The organism is Variovorax sp. F042, assembly GCF_057814215.1.
Genome location: NZ_JBVASX010000001.1, coordinates 1058699 through 1076033 on the forward strand (window position 1 = coordinate 1058699; position 17335 = coordinate 1076033).

A 17335-nucleotide genomic window follows, 5' to 3' on the forward strand; every position below is an offset into this window, starting at 1 on the left:
CGCCCGATGGCCGAGTCCAATAAGCTTCTCGTCGGACTCTTTCCCGCCAGGGAAGTGCAAGCTGAAATAGAGGCGCACCGCAAGAACTGGTGGTGGCCCAGAGGCTGCTCCTTTCCGCCCGTAGACCGCCTGCACCTGACGCTCCAGTACCTCCCCGATCAGCAGGGCAACGCCGAGCAACGTCTGCGCGCCGCGCTCTCCGAAGTGTCGATGCAGCCACTGCAACTCACGCTCGACCGCTCCTGCACATGGTCGAACGACGCCTCGGTAGTGCAACCGTCGGAGCATGAAGATTTGCGGCGCCTTCAGTACGACATCAGCCGTGCGCTGGTGCGAGCCGGCTTTTCCCTCGATGTCCATGTCCGTGGATGGACGCCGCACGTCACGATCGCACGGGACGCCGAACGCGCAGCAAGGCCCACTTCCCTGGAGCCCATCCGCTGGACGGCAACAGAGTTCCGACTGGTCCGTTCGCACTTAACGCATCCGTTTAACCACGAACCTCTCGGCTCCTACCCCCTGCATTGAGGTGCGGCATTCCTCCGGCGCTACAGTGGCTGCATGCTGACGCCCCCCGACCTGTCGCGCGAAACCGTCGCGCAATACCTCGCCGATGCCTATGGCCTGCACGACGCCCGCATCGAATTCCTGCCCCTCGGCGCGGATGTGAACTCCGCCGTCTTTCGCATCAATGCGAGTGACGGCGCCGCGTACTTCCTCAAGCTGCGCAGAGGCGATTTCGACCAGCCGGTCGTCGCGGTCCCAGCCTTCCTTCACCACGAGCAAGGCATCGAAGCAGTGATGGCACCGTTGCCCACAACGAGCCGGCAACTCAGCGCGCAAGGCCACGGTTTCGACTGGGCGCTCTATCCCTTCTTCGACGGCAAGAACGGTTTCGAACGCACATTGACGAACCGCCAATGGACCGCGCTCGGCACCGCATTGGGCGCGATCCATCGCACCGAACTACCCGAAGCGCTGTCGGCCGGTCTTCCCAAAGAGCACTACGCCCACCACTGGCGTGAAGGCGTCCGCCGCTACCAGCGCCGGTTCATCAACGGCGTGAAGGGCGACGACATCGTCAAGCGCTTCCTCGCCTTCTGGGAGGAGCATGCGGAAGAGATCGACACCGTCGTCTATCGCAGCGAACAGCTCGCCTCCATCCTGCTCGAACGCCCGCCGCAGCTGGTGCTGTGCCACTCCGATCTCCACGCGGGCAATGTTCTCGTCGGCGACAACGACCGCATTTCCATCGTCGACTGGGACACGCTCATCCTCGCCCCGAAAGAGCGCGACCTGATGTTCATCGGCGGTGGCGTCGGCCACGTGTGGAACCAGCCGCAGGAAGAAGCGCTGTTCTACGAAGGCTACGGACTTAAAGACATCGACCTCGTCGCCCTCGCCTACTACCGCTACGAACGCATCGCAAAAGACGTGCTCGAGTTCTGCGACCAGATGTTCGATGCCACGGCCAGTGCTGAAGACCGCGAAGAAGGCCTGCGCCAGATGCAGAGCCAGTTCCTGCCCGGCGACGTCGTCGCCATCGCGCACCGGAGCTACGACGACATCACCTGACCCGGCCCGAGGTCGTCAGATCAGCATGTCCTGCACGTCGTCCTCGAATCCGGCAATCGGCTGCGCCTTGGCCAGCGCAAGCCACACCGCGAACGGAATGCGATCGAACGCGCGATGCACGGCCGCTCGCGCGACCACAAGGCGTTCGCCCTCCAGCACCATCACGCCGCATTCGACCGGCACTTCTTCTGGTTTGGCGATGCAGCGGCCCTTCGCGTCGTTGCCCAGCACGTACCAGCACTCGCCACCCAGGTCGAGGTACGCCGCGCGCTTGTCGGGCTTGCGCAGGTCGCCCAGCAGGTCGGCGCGGCTCACCTTTACCTCGTGCACGATGGGGTGCGCGTAAGCCTCCACGCTGGTATTGCGGATGGAGAACACATCGGGCCGCGCAACGCACCAGCGCGGCTTGTCGCCCTCTTCCAGCGGCGGCAGTCGGGCGCGCAAGCCCAGGCCGCGCCATGCGATGCGGCCGCCGCGCGTCATCTCGCGCGCCACGCGCTCCACCAGCGCTTCGTGCGGCGACAGCGCGGCGCGGTTGATGGTGAGCGTGGTGGCGATGCGCGCAATGCCGGTGTCGGTCACGCGCAGCGTCTCGTGGCCGTGCACCGTACGCACGCGCTCCAGATAGCCGCTGGCGAGCAGTTCGACCTCGATGGTGTCGCAGCACGGCCAGCCGGCCGAACGGTAGATCTCGCGCAGGCGCCGCGCATGCGGCTTGCCGAACGGCACCGCCGTCTGCATCGGTGGCGGAGGCTCCACCACCGGTGGCGGAAAGCCGGGGTCGGTCACAGGCGGCACGACTGGTGGCGGGTCGCCCTCCGGCGGTGGCATGGGCGGCGGCGGTGGTGGCACGGGCACATCGGGCGCTGGTGGCGGCGGCCCGATAGGCGTGGCGACGATGGGGTCGAAAGCGGCGAGTGCGGACATGGCGGAAACAGGTTAGCGAAAAGCGGAGGAAGGCGCGAGGCATGGAACGATCGGTTGCATTCGGTCGTTCCCTTCCCGCGTCAATGAAAGTCGCGGCTCGTGTTGCTCTGCGCGAGCCGGCCCATGAGCGGCGTCAGGTCCCTGAAGCCCGTGGCGATCAGGTGCTGCACCTTGCCGCCGCTGTCGTCGTCGCGCTGCCATGTGCCCTGCACTGCGAGCAGGTGCGACTTGAGCAGCGGCTCGCGCCAGGCCTCGATGACATGGCTCCAGACGATGACGTTGACGTTGCCCGTCTCGTCCTCCAGCGTGACGAAGATGGTGCCGTTGGCGGTCTGTGGGCGCTGCCGTCCCTTGACGATGCCGCAGGCGCGCGCGGTCTGCCCGCTGGGCAGCGAACGCAGTTCGGCCGCGCTCATGAGCTTCATGCGCGCAAGGCGCGGGCGCAGCAGCGCGAGCGGATGGCGGCGCAGCGTGAGACCGAGCGCCGCGTAGTCGCCGACGATCTCCTCCCCCTCGGGCGCGGCCGGCAGCAGCAGCGCCTGCTCGTTGATCGGCACGCCCCGCAGCAGAGCCGGCGACCGGTGCTGCGCGGTGGCGTCCCACACCTGCTGGCGCCGATGGCCCGAGAGCGACATCAGCGCATCGGCGGCGGCCAGCGCGGCCATGTCCTTGCCGTCGAGTTCGGCGCGCAGGGCAAGGTCTTCGGTGCTCGTGAAGGGCGATTGGTCGCGTGCTTTGAGCAGGCGCTCGGCGCCACCCTTGCTGAGGCTCGATATGCGGTTCAGGCCCAGCCGCACCGCAGGCTGGTTCTCGTTGCCGAGGCGGTCGATGTAGCGTGGATCGATGCCTGGAGAACGCAGCGCATCGGGATCACGGGCTTCGAGCGTGGTGTCGAGTTCGCTGCGCGTGACGTCGACCGGGCGCACCTCGACGCCATGGCGACGTGCGTCCTGAACGAGCTGCGACGGGCTGTAGAAGCCCATCGGTTGCGAATCGAGCAACGCGGCGAGGAAGCAGGCCGGCTCGTAGTTCTTGAGCCAGCTGCTCACCGTTACCAGCAGCGCAAAGCTGGCGGCGTGGCTTTCGGGGAAGCCGTAGTCGCCGAAGCCCATGACCTGCTTGAAGATGGCCTCGGCGAATGCCCTGGGGTATCCGTTTTTGACCATGCCATTCACGAGCTTTTCGTGGAATTTGTCGAGGCCGCCCTTGCGCTTCCATGCCGCCATGGCACGCCGCAGTTGATCGGCCTCGTCGGCCGTGAACTTGGCCGCGATCATGGCGATCTGCATCACCTGCTCCTGGAAGATCGGAATGCCCAGCGTTCGCTCCAACGCAGGGCGCAGCTCTTCCTTCTCATAGTGGATAGGCAGGTTGTTGCGCTTCCGCTCCCGCTGCTTGAGATACGGATGCACCATGCCGCCTTGTATGGGCCCGGGCCGCACGATGGCAACCTCGATCACCAGGTCTTCGTACGTTCGCGGCTTCAGGCGCGGCAGCATCGACATCTGCGCCCGGCTCTCGATCTGGAACACGCCGATGGTGTCGGCGTCGCAGATCATGTCGAACACCTTCTGGTCGTCGCTCGGTATCTGGTGCATCTCCAGCATCGAGCCCCGCCAGCGATTCATGTGAGCGAGCCCCCGGCGGATCGCGCTGAGCATGCCGAGCGCGAGCACATCGACCTTGAGCATGCCCATCGCTTCGAGATCGTCCTTCTCCCACTGGATGACGGAGCGGTCTTTCATCGACGCCTTCTCGACCGGTACCAGCCGCGTGAGCTTCGTGTGCGTGAGCACGAAGCCGCCCACGTGCTGGCTCAGGTGGCGCGGAAAGCCCTTGAGCCGCTGCGTCATCTCGATCCAGTGCATCAGCTTGAGTTCGTCCTCCTCGACACCGACGCGCGCCGAAGCCTGGCGCAATTGCTCGCCGAGCACTGTCTCGTCGAACCAGTAGTGGTCTTTCGCGAACTCGTCAATCAACCGCTCGTCGATGCCGATGGCCTTGCCCACGTCGCGCAACGCGCTGCGTGCGCGATAGCAGATGACGACGGCGGCGATGGCGGCACGGTCGCGGCCATATTTTTCGTAGATGTACTGGATGACTTCCTCGCGCCGCTGGTGCTCGAAGTCGACGTCGATGTCGGGCGGCTCGCGGCGATGGCGGCTCAGGAAGCGCTCGAACAGGAGCGTGCCCTTATCTGGGTCGATAGCTGTGATGCCAAGGCAGTAGCACACCGCCGAGTTCGCGGATGACCCACGCCCTTGGCAAAGGATCTTCTGCGATTTTGCGAAGCCGACAATGTTTTCCACCGTGAGAAAGAACATCTCGTATTCGAGGTCGATGATGAGATCGAGCTCCTTGCGGACCTGCCGGCAAACGCTCTCCGGAATACCCGAGGCATACCTTTCAAGCGGATACCTTTCGAGTGCCCCTTCCCACGTCTTGCGCACCAGCGTCTGCGCCGGCGTCTCGTGGTTTCCCACGCTCTCAAGCGGGTACTTGTAGTTCTCGCGGATCACTTCAGGGTCGAACCTGCACCGCCCGGCCACCAAAAGCGTGTTCGTCAGCATCTCCTGAAAATAAAGTTCCGCCAGCCGCATGCGCGGCCGCAGATGCCGCTCGGCATTCGACTGCAGCGCAAAGCCGCATTCGGCCACCGTCTTGCCTTCGCGCACCGCCGTCAGCACGTCGTGCAACGGCTTCTGCGAGCGCACGTCCATGCGCACGTCACCGGCGGCCACGAGCGGCACGCCTGTTTCCTCGCCCGCCTGCATCAGCGTGACGAACCAGAGGTCGTCGTCGAGTTCGTTGAACAGCTCCACGGCCAGCCAGAGGTTTTCGCCGTACAGCGCCTTGGCGGCCATCAGGTCTTCGTGCAGCGTCGCAACATCCATCGCACCGCCGGGGTTGCGATGCGGTACGAAAAGAACCTGGCAGTGCTGCAGCGAAGCCACGTCGCTGTCTTCCCAGCTCACGCGGTACTCGCCCTTGGGCAGTTCGGTGTTGCGCGCGGCGGTGATGAACTCGCACAGGTTGCCCCAGCCCTCGGTGTCGTTTGCGATCACCACAAGCTTGAAGCGCTCGAACTGGAACTCGCTGCCGAACAGCAGGCGGAAAGCGGAGTTACGCGGGATCTCCGGCTCGTCGGGATGCTCGCGCTCGTGCTCGGCCAGCTTCGCCGGAAGGTCGCGCAGGGCCACATGGGCCCGCACGATGCCCGCCACCGAGCATTCGTCGGTAATGGCAAGCGCGATATAGCCGAGCTGGTAGGCCCGCTCCACCATCTGCTCCGGCGTCGAAGCGCCCCGCTGGAAGCTGAAGTTGGTCAGGCAATGCAGCTCGGCATAGTCCGGCAGCGTCGGCGCGGCTTTTTTGCGCAGCGGCAACGGCAGCGCATGCACCTTGGCCGAGTTGCGCCCGCGCAGTTGCTTGCCGCTCAGGTCAGGCATAGAAGCCCTGCAGATACCAGCGCACCTCGCCGGAAGAAAAGCGCGCGGCGGGCCGCTCGCGAAAGATCCACACCAGCCCGGCTTCGGGGCTTTCCGCGACGTAGTAGTCGCGCATCGCGGGCTGGCCGCCGTCTTCCTTGTCGCCCCACCAGCCCGTCTCGACACGCTGCGGCCCGATCAGCCTGCTCAACGGGCCGCGATAGCACGGGCGCTCGCCGTCCATTTCGAGCAGCAGCGGCTCGGGCAGCAGCCACGGCGGGTAGATGGCATCGGGCTGCGACGCCGCGGCCCTTGCGGCCTTTGCTTCCTTGCGGGCCTTGTCGCCGGGCGCCTTTTCCTTTTCTTTCTGCAGCGCGGGCTGCCATGCCTGCTTGCGCTCGGGCCGGTGGTCGGCCTGCGCCGACGGCACCACCACCTGCTGCGCTCCGAGCCGCACGCTGAGCCGCTCGACCATCTCGTGCAGCCTGTCGCCCTTGCGGTTGTCTTCCGGCAGAAAGCTGGTGCTGGCGCCAGCCCACGGATCGGTTTCGAGCGTGCGCAGCCTGAGCCAGCTCGCGGGCGCGGCCAGCGTGGTGAGGGCCAGTTTTTCGGACAGCAGGCGGCGCAGGTGCGCCATGTCCTGCGTGGGCTCGGCCGTGCGCACGGTGACTTGCTGGTGCGGCGGCAGGTTCACGCCATTGAAGCGCTTGAGATCGAGCGTCCACTCCAGTTCGAGCGCGCGCGCACCACGCTGGCGGGCACGCAGCCAGATCTGCAGGGCCGACAGCAGCCGGTTGGCCGACCACATGAGTTCGGGGGCGGTCTCGGCCAGCGCGGGCAGCTCCAGCTTCTGCTCGAACACGTCGGGCAGCGTGAGCCAGGCATGGCTTTCGGGGCGCAGGCCCCATGCGGCGTCGAGCGCCTCGCGCAGCCCTGCGCCGAAGCGCCGCGTGAGGCCGCCGCGCGGAAGCGCCGCCACCTCGCCCCAAGTGCGGCAACCCAGGCGCGCAAGCAGGTCGAGGTGTTCGCGCGCGGCGCTCAGAGTGTCGAGAGGCAGTCCGGCCGGCACCTCCTGCGGCCGCTTTTCCTGTCGCACGAACAGGCGCAGCCGGGCCAGCGCGATCAGGCTCGTGGCGCCCTGCGCACCCTGCATGCGAACGTCGGGCGCGGGGTTGTCGGCAAGCAACTGGCGCATCAGCTGCAACCGCCCGCCCCACAGGCGCTCGCAGGCGGAGACTTCGAGCATCAGTGCCTCGTCTTGCCAAGCCACGTGGGGCGTGTACTGCAGCGCCCACCAGCCCAGCGCTTCGGGCGTGGGCAAGACAGGAGCATCGGGCGTGTCGGCGTCAAGCGACCACCGCAAGGCGATCCAGTGCATCCGGGCCTCCTTTCCACGCGTCGATGCGCACCACGGTCGCCGAGGTTGCCGACTCGCCGGCCGGCACCGTACCCAGTTGCTGCAGACGCAGCTTGCGGCGCAGCCGGGCGGCGGCCAGCAATGCGGTCATGCGTTCGTTGCGCGCCGGCAGCATCACCGGCGTGGCCAGCGGCGGGCCGCGACGCTTGAGGATGTGCAGCTCGATCTGCGATGCGTCAGCCTCGCAGCGCCCGGCACGAATGCGCAGCCGCGCCGGCGAGGCCGACAGCGCGACCGATTCGGGCCGGCACACGAACAGCAGCACCTCGTGCTGCGCAGCCGCCAGCTGCAGCCGCCGCAGCTCACCCACCCGCGCCTGCGGCAGCCAGGCCACGACGGCGGCGATGTCCGCGCAGCGCAGTGCCTGCTCGCAGGCCCACAGCCGCGCGGCCGGAGCCTCGCTCCTGATCCACATGAGGGCCTCCACCGGCAGTCCCTGCGCCGCGAGCGACGGCCCGCAAGGCTCATAAGGTGCACCGACCAGCACCACCGGCCCGCCCCGCGCCTGCACCGCCTGCGCCAGCGCGGGCAGCAGCAGCCGCCAGACATGAGCCTCGGGCACGGCCTGCAGCAGCTCCGTCATCGCGCCGACCGGCCAGCCGCCACCCGGCAACTGCGCGTCGAGCGCAGTGTGGCCGGTGGCGACGACCTGCGCGTCGGCCAGGCCGAGTTCGTCGGCATGCCAGACGCCACGGCCTGCGGCAGCGGAAAAGGAGTCGAGGAAAGGAAGGCCCATGGTGAAGACTGTTAACTGTATTTTTATACAGTATTCCATGGCCCACGACAAGAAAGCTGCTTTTCTCTTTTTTGCCCCATCGTCGGATACTGGCCGCCGATGCCGCCCTCGAAGGATTTCCCTCTCACCCGCGCCGAACTGCTGCGCCTGGGCGCCGCGCTGTGCGCAAGCGCCGCGCTCCCCGCCTCCGCACAACCGCAGAGCAAGTCCGCCATGAACACCCGCCCCATCCCCTCCACCCAGGAAGCCCTGCCCGTGATCGGCTGCGGCACCTGGATCGGCTTCGACCAGCGCCCCGGCAGCGAGGAATACAAGCGCCTTCCCGGCGTGCTCGACGCCCTGTTCGCGGCCGGCGGCACGATGATCGACAGCTCGCCGATGTACGGCCGCTCCGAGGAAACCACCGGCGAGCTGCTGGCCGCAGCGAAGCCGCGCGACAAAGCCTTTCTTGCCACCAAGGTCTGGACCTCGGGCCGCGAGGCCGGCATTGCGCAGATGGAGCAATCGTTCGCGCGGCTGCGCACGCAGCGCATGGACCTGATGCAGGTGCACAACCTCGTCGACTGGCGCACGCACCTCGCCACGCTGCGCGGCTGGAAGGAGAAAGGCCGCGTGCGCTACATCGGCATCACGCACTACACGGCCTCGGCCTACGACGAGGTCGAGGCCGTGCTGCGCGCCGAGAAGCTCGACTTTCTGCAGATCAACTATTCGCTCGACGCGCGCGAGGCCGAGCAGCGCCTGCTGCCGCTGGCGGCCGAGCGCGGCGTGGCGGTGATCGTCAACATGCCCTTCGGCGGCGGTGGCCTGCTGCGCCGGCTTCGCGACAAGCCGCTGCCCGCGTGGGCCGGCGAGATCGGCTGCACGAGCTGGGCGCAGGTGCTGCTGAAGTTCGTGCTGAGCCACCCGACGGTGACCTGCACGATTCCCGGCACCAGCCGCGGCGAGCACATGGCGGACAACGCTGCGGCCGGCGCAGGCACATTCCCCGATGCCGCCTTCTGGCGCCGCGAGGCCGCCGCTATTCGAACTTGACGTTGTGCTCCCGCACGGTGGCGCCGAAGGCGTCGTACTGCGTGCGGAAGAACTCGGCGAACTTCGCGGGGCTCATGCCGTAGCCCTCGAAGCCCTGCTGCACCAGTTGGGCATGCACGTCTGGCCGCTTGAGCGTGTTCTGCAGCTCCAGCGAGAGCTTGTCGGTAATCGCCTGCGGCAGCCCCGGCGGCCCGAAGAAGCCGGCCCATGGCGTGATGGTGAGCTTGCCCAGCCCCAGTTCGCCGCCGGTCGGCACGTCGGGCAGCAGGCCGCTGCGCTGCGGCAGCAGCGTTACCAGCGCGCGGATGCGCCCTTCCTTCACGAAGCCCGGCGCCAGCGTGCCGGTGGTGAACATCATCTGGATCTGGCCGCCCAGCAGGTCGGTCATGGCCTGCATGTCGCCCTTGTAGCGCGCGTTGACCACCTTGCGGTCACCCAGCAGCTGCAGCATCGCAAGCTCCGAAGCGCTGTTGCTCGATGCCGAGTTGTAGGCGCCCGGCTTGGCCGAGACCATTGCCAGCAGTTCGTTCACGCTCTTCACCGGCAGGCTCGTCGGCACCACGAGGAACATCGAGAACTGCCCGGCCGAGCTGATCGGCGTGAAGGCCTTGAACGGGTCGTAGGGCGGCGTCGGCCGCAGCGTGGGCGCCGCCACCATCGCGGTGTTGGTGCCCATCAGCAGCGTGTAGCCATCAGGCCTGGCCGACGAGGTGGCCTGCGCCGCAAGCACGCCGTCGGCGCCGGGCCGGTTCTCCACGATCACCTGCTGGCCGAGCTGCTTCGACAGCCCCTCCGCGATGATTCGCGTGAGCACGTCGGCGCCGCCGCCGGGCGCGAAGCCCACGATCAGCCGCAGCGGCTTGTTCGGATACGCATCGGCGCTCCAGGCCGCCGCGCCGGGCAGCATCGCGGCCGCAAGAGCCGGGAGCGCCGCCATGGTCAGGGTTCTGCGTCGCATGAAAGGCTCCTTGGTTCAGAAGAGATGCCGCACACCGAATTCCCACCCCGACGAGCGCTGCCCTGCGCCCGGTGCAACGCCGCCGCTGACCACATAGCGGGCCTGCCCGCTGTTCATCAACCGCGCATAGGTGCCGTAGAGCGCGGTGCGCTTGGAGAGGTTGTGCACGTAGCCGATGCCGAACTGCCGCGCGTCGTCGCGGTTGCGCGGCATGCCGTTGGCGTTGCGCAGGCTCTCGTCGCTGCGGTCGTCGAGGTAGGCATAGCTGATGCGGATGCGGCCGACCTCGAAAGCCGGAATGTGCGCGCCGATCTCGGTGGTGTTCTTGCGCACCGTGCCGCCCGCGAGCTTCACCGTCACCTTGTTGTAGAGCGCGAAGAACTTCGCGAAGCCCGCATCCCACGAGCCGCCGATGTTGGCGTGCGTGTAGTTGCCGATGGTGGTGGTGGCGTCGAAGTGCGAGCGCGTGACGGCCGCCGCGATGTCGAATGCGCCCGAGGCGAAGCCGAAGCGCGCGCCGGCGAAGTTGCCGTCGTCGCGGTTCGCAACGGTGGAGTCGTTCTCGCCGGTGCCGACCATCGCCATGCCGTAGAAGCCGCCGATGTTGGGCGGCAGCCAGTAGCTCACCGTGTTGCTGCCGGTGATGGCCGTGGGCAGCGGCCCGGTGCCCGCGCCCGCGAAGGTGAGGTTGCCCGCGCGCGCCACGCCGTTGGCGTTGAAGGGGTCGAAGTAGATGCTGTTGTAGTGCGTGGGAATGAAGTCGTGGCCCAGCCGCACTTCGCCCAGCGTGTCCGACGAGAGGCTCACGAAGGACATGCGGTCGAAGGTTATGGGCCCTGCCGCGCCCGCGCCGCTCGTCTGGTTGTTGCTGTTGCTCGGCCGGCCGGTGCCGTTGTCGGGGTTCAGGCTGCCTTCGAGCCAGAAGCCCGCGCGCAGTCCGCCGCCCAGGTCTTCGGTGCCGCGAAATCCGAGCCGGCTGGTCGAGAGCCCGCCGTTCGACAGCGCCTTGACCGAGCCGCTGCCGGCGCCGCTCGTGTACTGGATGCCGAGGTCCACCACGCCGAACACGGTGACGCTGGATTGCGCATGCGCCGCGCCGCTGCTTGCCAGCCCCAGCGCCGACCACATCAAAAATCTCTTCATGGTTTTTTGTCTCCTGCTTCTTCTCTTCGGTTGAAAAACTCTGGAATCGCGCGCAGGGCTGCGCCACCGGGTGCGAACGGGGGTTCGCACCGGTTGGCGAAGGCCGGGGATGAAAAAGGTCTAGCTCGAGGGCTCGGGGCGTTCGGTGCGCACGAGCACTGCGCCCTTGGAGAGCGGACTCACGTTGCGCCGGTACTGCTGCAGCCAGCCGGTGTCGAAGGCCGGCGGCGGCGCCTGCCAGTCGGCGCGACGGGCCTGGAGTTCGGCGTCGGTCAGCGCGATGTCGAGGCGGCGCGCGTCGAGGTCGATGGTGATCACGTCGCCGTCGCGCACCAGCCCGAGCGGGCCGCCCAGCGCGGCTTCGGGCGACACCTCGGCCACCACGAGCCCCTTGCAGACGAGGCCCGAGAGATGCCCGTCGGTGAGCAGTGCGACCTGGTCGCCGAGGCCCGCGCCATCGACAGCGAAGACCACGCGCGATGCCCCGCCACCCATGGCCGGACCGCCGCAGGCGCCGGCGCCGCGCATCACGACCACCTGGCCGGGCACGATCTCGCCCTTCTTCAGCGCGGCGATGGCTGCGTCAGATGTCCAGAAGCACACGGCCGGCCCGGTGAAGCGCCGCACCTTGCGCTCTGCGATGCCGGTCTTGATGAGGCCCGATTCGGGCGCGAGGTTGCCGCGCAGCAGCACGATGGCCGGCAGCGGTGCGACCGGGCGGTCGATGGGGCGGATCACTTCGGCGTCGGCCACTTCGGCGTTGCGCAGGTTCTCTGCCACCGTGCCACCGGTGACCGTCAGCGCACTGGTGTCGAGCAAGGGTTCGAGCTGCTTCATCAGCGCGCGGCAACCGCCCGCTGCCTCGAAGGCTTCGATGGAATGCTCGCCGATGGGCCGCACGCCGGCCAGCACCGGTGTCGTGGGGCCGAGGCTTTCGAAGAGGCCGTACACGTCGACGCCGCACTCCCCCTCGGTCGCTATCGCCTGCAGGTGCTTGGCGGTGTTGAGCGAGCCGCCGACGGAAAGCACCGCGCGCACCGCGTTGACGAAAGCGCCGGGCGAGAGGATGTCGCGCGGCTTCAGGTCGTTCCACACCATCTGCACGATGCGCGTGCCCGCGGCGCGCACGTCGGCCATCATCTTCTCGCTCAGCGCGGCCACCGGCGCGCTGCCGGGCAAGGCCATGCCGAGCGCTTCGCAGACGATGTGCATCGAGTTCGCGGTGCCCAGGCCCGAGCACACGCCCGGCCCGCGGATTGCTTCGCGGCTCATGCCCACGAGTTCTTCCACCGGCAGGTTGCCGGTGACAGCGTGCATCGCGCCGATGAACACTTCCTCGATGTCCATGTGCCTGCCGCGGTACTCGCCGCTGGGCTGGTAGCCGCAGGGCACCAGCAGCGTCGGAATGTTGAGCCGAGCGGCAGCCATGAGCTGGCCCGGCACCGTCTTGTCGCAGGAGGTGAGGCACACCATGCCGTCGAGCTGTGCGCCTTCGACTGCCACCTCGATGTCGTTGGTGACCAGATCGCGTGCGCCAAGCATGTAGGCGCCGCGCGCGCCGGCGCCGGTGATGAAGTCGCTGGGCGCTGCCGTGCGGATCTCGAAAGGAATGCCGCCCGCGGCGCGGATCGCGGCCTTTATCTCCCCCGCCACGCGGTCGAGATGGCTGAAGCAGGCGGCCAGCTCCGACGAACTGTTGACGACGGCGATCTTGGGCTTCTCGCAATCCTCTTCCGGAATGCCGAGCGCGCGCCAGTGCGCATTGCGCACCGACCACAGGTAGGAGCCGCGCGGGAAGTTGCTGCGCAGGGGGCGGGTCATGAGCGATCTCCGGATGCGTTGTTCTTCTTGGTGATCTCGATCACGCCGCGGTCGGCGTCCACGCGCACCCAATCGCCGGTTGCGATGCACTCGAGCGGGTCGCGCTCGAAGTCGGTCATCGAGGGCGAGTGCGTGACCACGGCGCCCAGCGCCATCTTGGTCGTCATCTCGTTGAAGAGGAATGCTGCCGGCGCCGAGTTCATGAGCCGCGTCATGTGGAACATCGCCGACCAGCCCGACGAGCCCTTGGCTCCCGGAAACACCAGCACCTTGCCCGCGAAGCTCTGGCCGCGCAGTTCGTGCCGCGTCTCGATGACGGTGCCGGTGCGCGGATCGATGCCGCCCCAGCCCGAGATGCGGTCGCGCGTGACCAGGGCCTCGCCCTCGGCTACGCCGCCCACCACCTTGCGGCCACGGATGACGATGGTTTTCTCCGTGATGACTGCGTCGCTCATGCGTAGCCTCCGTTCCAGCGGCCGGTGCAGGCGGCATCGATGCATTCGGCCGTGCTGCCGAACCAGGCCTGCACGCCGAGGATGGCGGGCAGGTAGTGGGCCTGCTTGGCCGAATCGAGCGCCACCGTCTTCGTGCCCTTGGGCACGGCGCGGCTCATGGCGGAGCAGCTGTCGCTCATGATGATTCCGCCCGCGTCCTCGATGATCTTCGTGTATCCGTTGCGATCGGCCAGTGACTTGATGGCGCGCGGCGTGAAGATCCACAGCTCGCAGCTCGGATGCACCTTGCGGCCCTCGATGAGCTGCGCGGCCTCCCAGATCTGCTCGATGGTGTAGTGCGGGCAGCCCAGCATCACGTACTGGATTTCCGAGTCCTTGCCCGTGACGTTGATCTTCTCGTAGGTGGCGCGGCGCTCGGCCTCGCCGTAGCGCAGCACCTCGACCGGCGCACGGCCGCCGAGCGCCTGCTCGAGCGTGAGCGCCTCGGGCGTGATGCCGGCAATGTGATACATCTCCACGCCACCCGATGAAGATGCCGCGGCGCCGAAGTGCTTGAGCCGCGGCAGGTTGGGTACGCGGCCAATGCCGCGCCTGCTGTGCACCACCGGCACGCGCTCCTGCACGTGCTCGCCGATGTAGTAGCCGAGCAGGCCCCAGTCCTGCACAGACTCGACCTCGATGTCTAGCTCGACCACGTGCGTGGCGCGGCGATTCTCGTCGAGGTGATAGCCCCAATACGGAATACGTCCGGTGAGCATGGCGGCACCCGTGCTCTCGCGGCCTTCGGTGTTGGTGCGCGCGCCCAGCACCGAATTGCAATACACGACCGCCGACGACTCCATCCACGCGCAGTGCTCGCCGCGCGTCGGGATGTTGCCGACCTGGTAAGGCGTGCAGGTGTTCATGATCTGCGCGCCCAAGCCGGCTGCATGCCGCTCGCTCTTGTTGTAGAACTGGACGATCTCCTCGCTCACGCCCATGCGCTCGGGCTGGCCGGGGTCGAAGCCCAGCTGCAGGTGGCTGGTGAAGACCTTGAACTTCGGGATCTCGACGGTTTCCTGGCTGTCGAGGCTGAATTCGGAGAACACCGCATCCATGCCGCCGCCCTTGGCGAGCGCGAAGTCGCGCTGGAAGGGCGTGGTCGATGTGATGGTGGCGCAGACGTTGCGCGTCTCGACCAGCCGCTCGGCGCCCAATGCCTCGCCGTAGCGCATCAGCAGGTCCATCGCCTTCTGCACGGCCGGGCCGTCGCGCCCGTCGTACATGGCTTTTTCTTCATCGCTCAGGTGCATGGCCTGTGTCTCCGTTCTTCTGTGTCGTGGGGGGTGAACCCCGGCCGGGCCTGCTAGCCCGGCGAGGGTGTGGGCACGTGGCCGCCGATGTCGCGCGCAATGCTCAGCGCGATGTCGTGCAGGCGCGGTGCGAGTTCGTTGCGCAGGCGCTCCTCGGTGAAGACGAAGGCAGCGCCGCCGCCGTTGAGCGACATCACTTCGCCGTCAGGCCCGATGAGGGGCACCGACACGGAGTTGATCTCGCGGTGGAATTCGCCGAGCGACAGGCAATAGCCCAGCCGCTTCGATTCGCCGATGGCGCGATTCATGTTCGGCGCGATGCTGTCCCACTCGGGGCCACGCAGCAGGCGCATCGAATCGATCAGCTGGTTGCGCTGCACCTCGGGCAATGCCGAGAGGTACGAGCGGCCGAGCGCCGAGTTGGCCAGCGGCGCGCGCGAGCCCACGTCGAGCCGCGCCGAGAGCATCGACGAGCGCGGGCGGCAGGCTTCGATGAGCACCATCTCCATGCCGTCGCGGATCGCGAGGTAGACCGAGGCACCCACCTCCTCCGCCATCGCCTGCATGCTGGGCCGAGCTGCGGCGCGCACGTCGAGGCTGCCGAGGAACACGCGCGACAGCGACACCACGCCCGGCCCGAGCATGAAGCGGTCGGCCGCCTGCGCGGGCTTGAGCATGCCCAGCGAGAGCAGCGTGGCGACCAGCCGGTTGACGGTGGGGCGCGGAATACCGGTGATGCGCGCAATGTCGGCATGGCCCAGCACCGGGCGTTCTTCGCTGAAGCAGCGCAGCACCGAGATGCCGCGCTCCAGCGCGCTCACGGTGTCGGAGCGCTCGCCGCGCACTTCCACCGGTTCGGCCGCGGAAAAGGAGGTGTCGTTTTTTTCAGTGGACATGGAGGGACCCTTTGCAAGACTCTTCTCAGGACTCTCCAATGTAGAGGCTCGCGAAGAGAGGGCGTCCGGGGTCATGGCCGATGGCTCAGGCGCCGGCTTCGGCCGTTGCAGGCGACGCCACGCCCTGCCCAATTCCGGGTGCCCCGGCTCGCAGGTACACGCCCTGGGCCAGCAGCTCGGACTGCAGCGCCCCCACGTCGATGAAGCGCGGCGCGATGCCGCCGCGCGATGCCAGCGCCGCCGCCACGCCCGCGGCCTGGCCGGTTATCCAGCACTGGGGAATCTCGCGCATGAAGCCGTGCGAGTTGCGGTCGCACGAGATGTGGCGCCCGCAGGCCAGCAGGCCGTCGAGCTTCTGCGGCACCAGCGCGCCGTAGGGAATGGAGATGTTCGGAAACTTCGGCGACACCGCGGGCGACACGCCGATCTCGTCGGCCAGCGGCACACCGTCGGGCCACTGGCTGCGCAGCACCGAGCCCACGCCGCTCAGGCGACGCGCATGGCGCACGCCGATCTGCGGCGCGCTCAGCATCAGGTAGGCGTTCTCGAAGCCCGGTGCATGGGCGCGGAAGTAGTCCAGGTGCGCGGCCATGGCGCGGTGCGAGCGCACTTCCACGGCAGTGAGGTCGTCCACGTCGAGCGCCGAGTAGCCCGACTGGCGCGGCCCCATGAAGAGGGCAACGTCGTTGCGCCACGAGACGAAAGGCCGCTCGAACAGGCCGCATTGCTCGCGGCCGCCCGCCATGAAGGCGGTGAAGGCCTCGGGCTGGCCGGCCTTGAACTCGATCCAGCGGTTCATGTCCACGCCGCCGAAGAGCCACGAGGTGTTCATGCAGTGGTGCACGTCGGCCTCTTCGATGTCGTTCACGTAGTCGGCGCCGGCGCGGGCGAACAGGTCGCCGTCGCCGGTGGCGTCGACCACCACGTCGGCCATGATGGCCATGCGGCCTTCCTTGCTCTCGAACACCACGCCCTTGACGGCACCGTCCTGCACGATGGGAATGGCGGCCCATGAGTGGTAGATGAGCTTGACCTTGCGCTCCAGCACGATCTCTTGCGAGAGCAGCTTCAGCCGCTCGGGGTCGATGGTGGGCGACCAGGTGACGACGCCGTGATAGGCGGCAGTGCGCTGCGACCAGTGTGCGGCCTTGGCCGTGTCCTGCGAGCCCCAGTCTGCAGGCGAGGGGCCGGCGATGGCGTCGGCCGGCAGTCGGTCGAACAGCTCTTCGGCGAAGCCGCGGATCACCAGCTTGCCTTCCCAGTCGGTCATGCGGTCGATCCAGATGACGAGGCCGCCGGTCGACAGGCCTCCCAGGTGGTTGTAGCGCTCCAGCAGCGCCACATCGGCGCCCGCGCGGGCCGCTGCTGCTGCGGCCGCCGTGCCCGACGGGCCGCCTCCGACCACCAGCACGCCGCAGCGGTGATAGACCGGAATGCTCTTGCCGGGCTCGGCCCAGCTGCCGTGGTCAGGCCGCTTGACGCGGCTGTCGCGGTCGAAGATGTCGGAAGACAGGATGCGCTCGTCGGTACGGACGACAGTTTTCATGAATGCGTTCTCGGCTTGGCTTGTTTCGTCGTATTTTGATTTCACTTTCCATTTTGTCAAACTCAAAAGCCATATCTCTGGGGTATTCCCTAGTAAATATGGATTT

At 67.5% G+C, this 17335-nt stretch carries 14 protein-coding genes; 3 read left to right on the forward strand and 11 right to left on the reverse strand.

All coding sequences use genetic code 11. The annotated features are described in order from the left end of the window. The first annotated feature begins 6 nt into the window (after positions 1–6). Positions 7–528, forward strand: a complete 522-nt coding sequence (gene thpR, locus ACZYSP_RS05105; RefSeq protein WP_093073421.1) for an RNA 2',3'-cyclic phosphodiesterase — start codon at positions 7–9, stop codon at positions 526–528. A gap of 33 nt (positions 529–561) precedes the next feature. After that, positions 562–1575 carry a phosphotransferase enzyme family protein gene (locus ACZYSP_RS05110; RefSeq protein ID WP_354336350.1) on the forward strand — a complete coding sequence of 338 codons (1014 nt, stop codon included), beginning with the start codon at positions 562–564 and terminating at the stop codon, positions 1573–1575. 15 nt (positions 1576–1590) lie between these two features. On the opposite strand, the gene ACZYSP_RS05115 is transcribed toward ACZYSP_RS05110, so the two are convergent. The 4 genes from ACZYSP_RS05115 to imuA all read right to left on the reverse strand — a co-directional run bounded on the left by ACZYSP_RS05115 (position 1591) and on the right by imuA (position 8083). Beyond that, the gene (locus tag ACZYSP_RS05115; protein ID WP_093073417.1) at positions 1591–2502 is read right to left on the reverse strand and encodes a hypothetical protein; all 912 of its coding nucleotides are present in this window, start codon (positions 2500–2502) and stop codon (positions 1591–1593) included. An 80-nt stretch (positions 2503–2582) separates the two neighbouring features. Further along, positions 2583–5951 (reverse strand): error-prone DNA polymerase, encoded by a 3369-nt coding sequence (locus ACZYSP_RS05120; protein ID WP_093073415.1) that lies wholly within the window; start codon positions 5949–5951, stop codon positions 2583–2585. Then, positions 5944–7308, reverse strand: coding sequence for a Y-family DNA polymerase (locus ACZYSP_RS05125; RefSeq protein ID WP_093073413.1), 1365 nt, complete (start codon positions 7306–7308; stop codon positions 5944–5946). Before ACZYSP_RS05125 ends, ACZYSP_RS05120 begins: the two co-directional genes overlap by 8 nt. Beyond that, the gene (gene imuA, locus ACZYSP_RS05130) at positions 7277–8083 is read right to left on the reverse strand and encodes a translesion DNA synthesis-associated protein ImuA (RefSeq protein WP_489013027.1); all 807 of its coding nucleotides are present in this window, start codon (positions 8081–8083) and stop codon (positions 7277–7279) included. The genes ACZYSP_RS05125 and imuA overlap by 32 nt, the downstream gene beginning before the upstream one ends. A 99-nt stretch (positions 8084–8182) precedes the next feature. Here imuA and ACZYSP_RS05135 point away from each other — a divergent pair, with 99 nt between their 5' ends. After that, complete coding sequence (locus ACZYSP_RS05135; protein ID WP_354336352.1) at positions 8183–9118, forward strand: aldo/keto reductase; 936 nt, start codon at positions 8183–8185, stop codon at positions 9116–9118. Here ACZYSP_RS05135 and ACZYSP_RS05140 read toward each other — a convergent pair. The 7 genes from ACZYSP_RS05140 to ACZYSP_RS05170 all read right to left on the reverse strand — a co-directional run bounded on the left by ACZYSP_RS05140 (position 9105) and on the right by ACZYSP_RS05170 (position 17229). Next, positions 9105–10076: a Bug family tripartite tricarboxylate transporter substrate binding protein gene (locus ACZYSP_RS05140; RefSeq protein ID WP_093073409.1), complete on the reverse strand. Its 972-nt coding sequence runs from the start codon at positions 10074–10076 to the stop codon at positions 9105–9107. The genes ACZYSP_RS05135 and ACZYSP_RS05140 overlap by 14 nt on opposite strands. Before the next feature lie 15 nt (positions 10077–10091). Continuing rightward, positions 10092–11219 carry a porin gene (locus ACZYSP_RS05145; protein WP_093055759.1) on the reverse strand — a complete coding sequence of 376 codons (1128 nt, stop codon included), beginning with the start codon at positions 11217–11219 and terminating at the stop codon, positions 10092–10094. 120 nt (positions 11220–11339) lie between these two features. Beyond that, complete coding sequence (ilvD, locus tag ACZYSP_RS05150; protein WP_093073407.1) at positions 11340–13040, reverse strand: dihydroxy-acid dehydratase; 1701 nt, start codon at positions 13038–13040, stop codon at positions 11340–11342. Next, a complete protein-coding gene (locus tag ACZYSP_RS05155; RefSeq protein ID WP_093073405.1) occupies positions 13037–13495 on the reverse strand; it encodes an aconitase X swivel domain-containing protein in 459 nt (152 codons plus the stop codon). The genes ilvD and ACZYSP_RS05155 overlap by 4 nt, the downstream gene beginning before the upstream one ends. Then, entirely contained in the window at positions 13492–14787 is a 1296-nt protein-coding gene (locus tag ACZYSP_RS05160; RefSeq protein WP_093073403.1) for an aconitase X, read from the reverse strand. The genes ACZYSP_RS05155 and ACZYSP_RS05160 overlap by 4 nt, the downstream gene beginning before the upstream one ends. Positions 14788–14840: 53 nt before the next feature. Beyond that, positions 14841–15683, reverse strand: coding sequence for an IclR family transcriptional regulator (locus tag ACZYSP_RS05165; RefSeq protein WP_489013031.1), 843 nt, complete (start codon positions 15681–15683; stop codon positions 14841–14843). Between the two features lie 85 nt (positions 15684–15768). After that, on the reverse strand, positions 15769–17229 hold the full coding sequence (locus ACZYSP_RS05170; protein WP_093075095.1) for an FAD-dependent oxidoreductase: 1461 nt from the start codon (positions 17227–17229) through the stop codon (positions 15769–15771). Between the last annotated feature and the right edge of the window lie 106 nt (positions 17230–17335).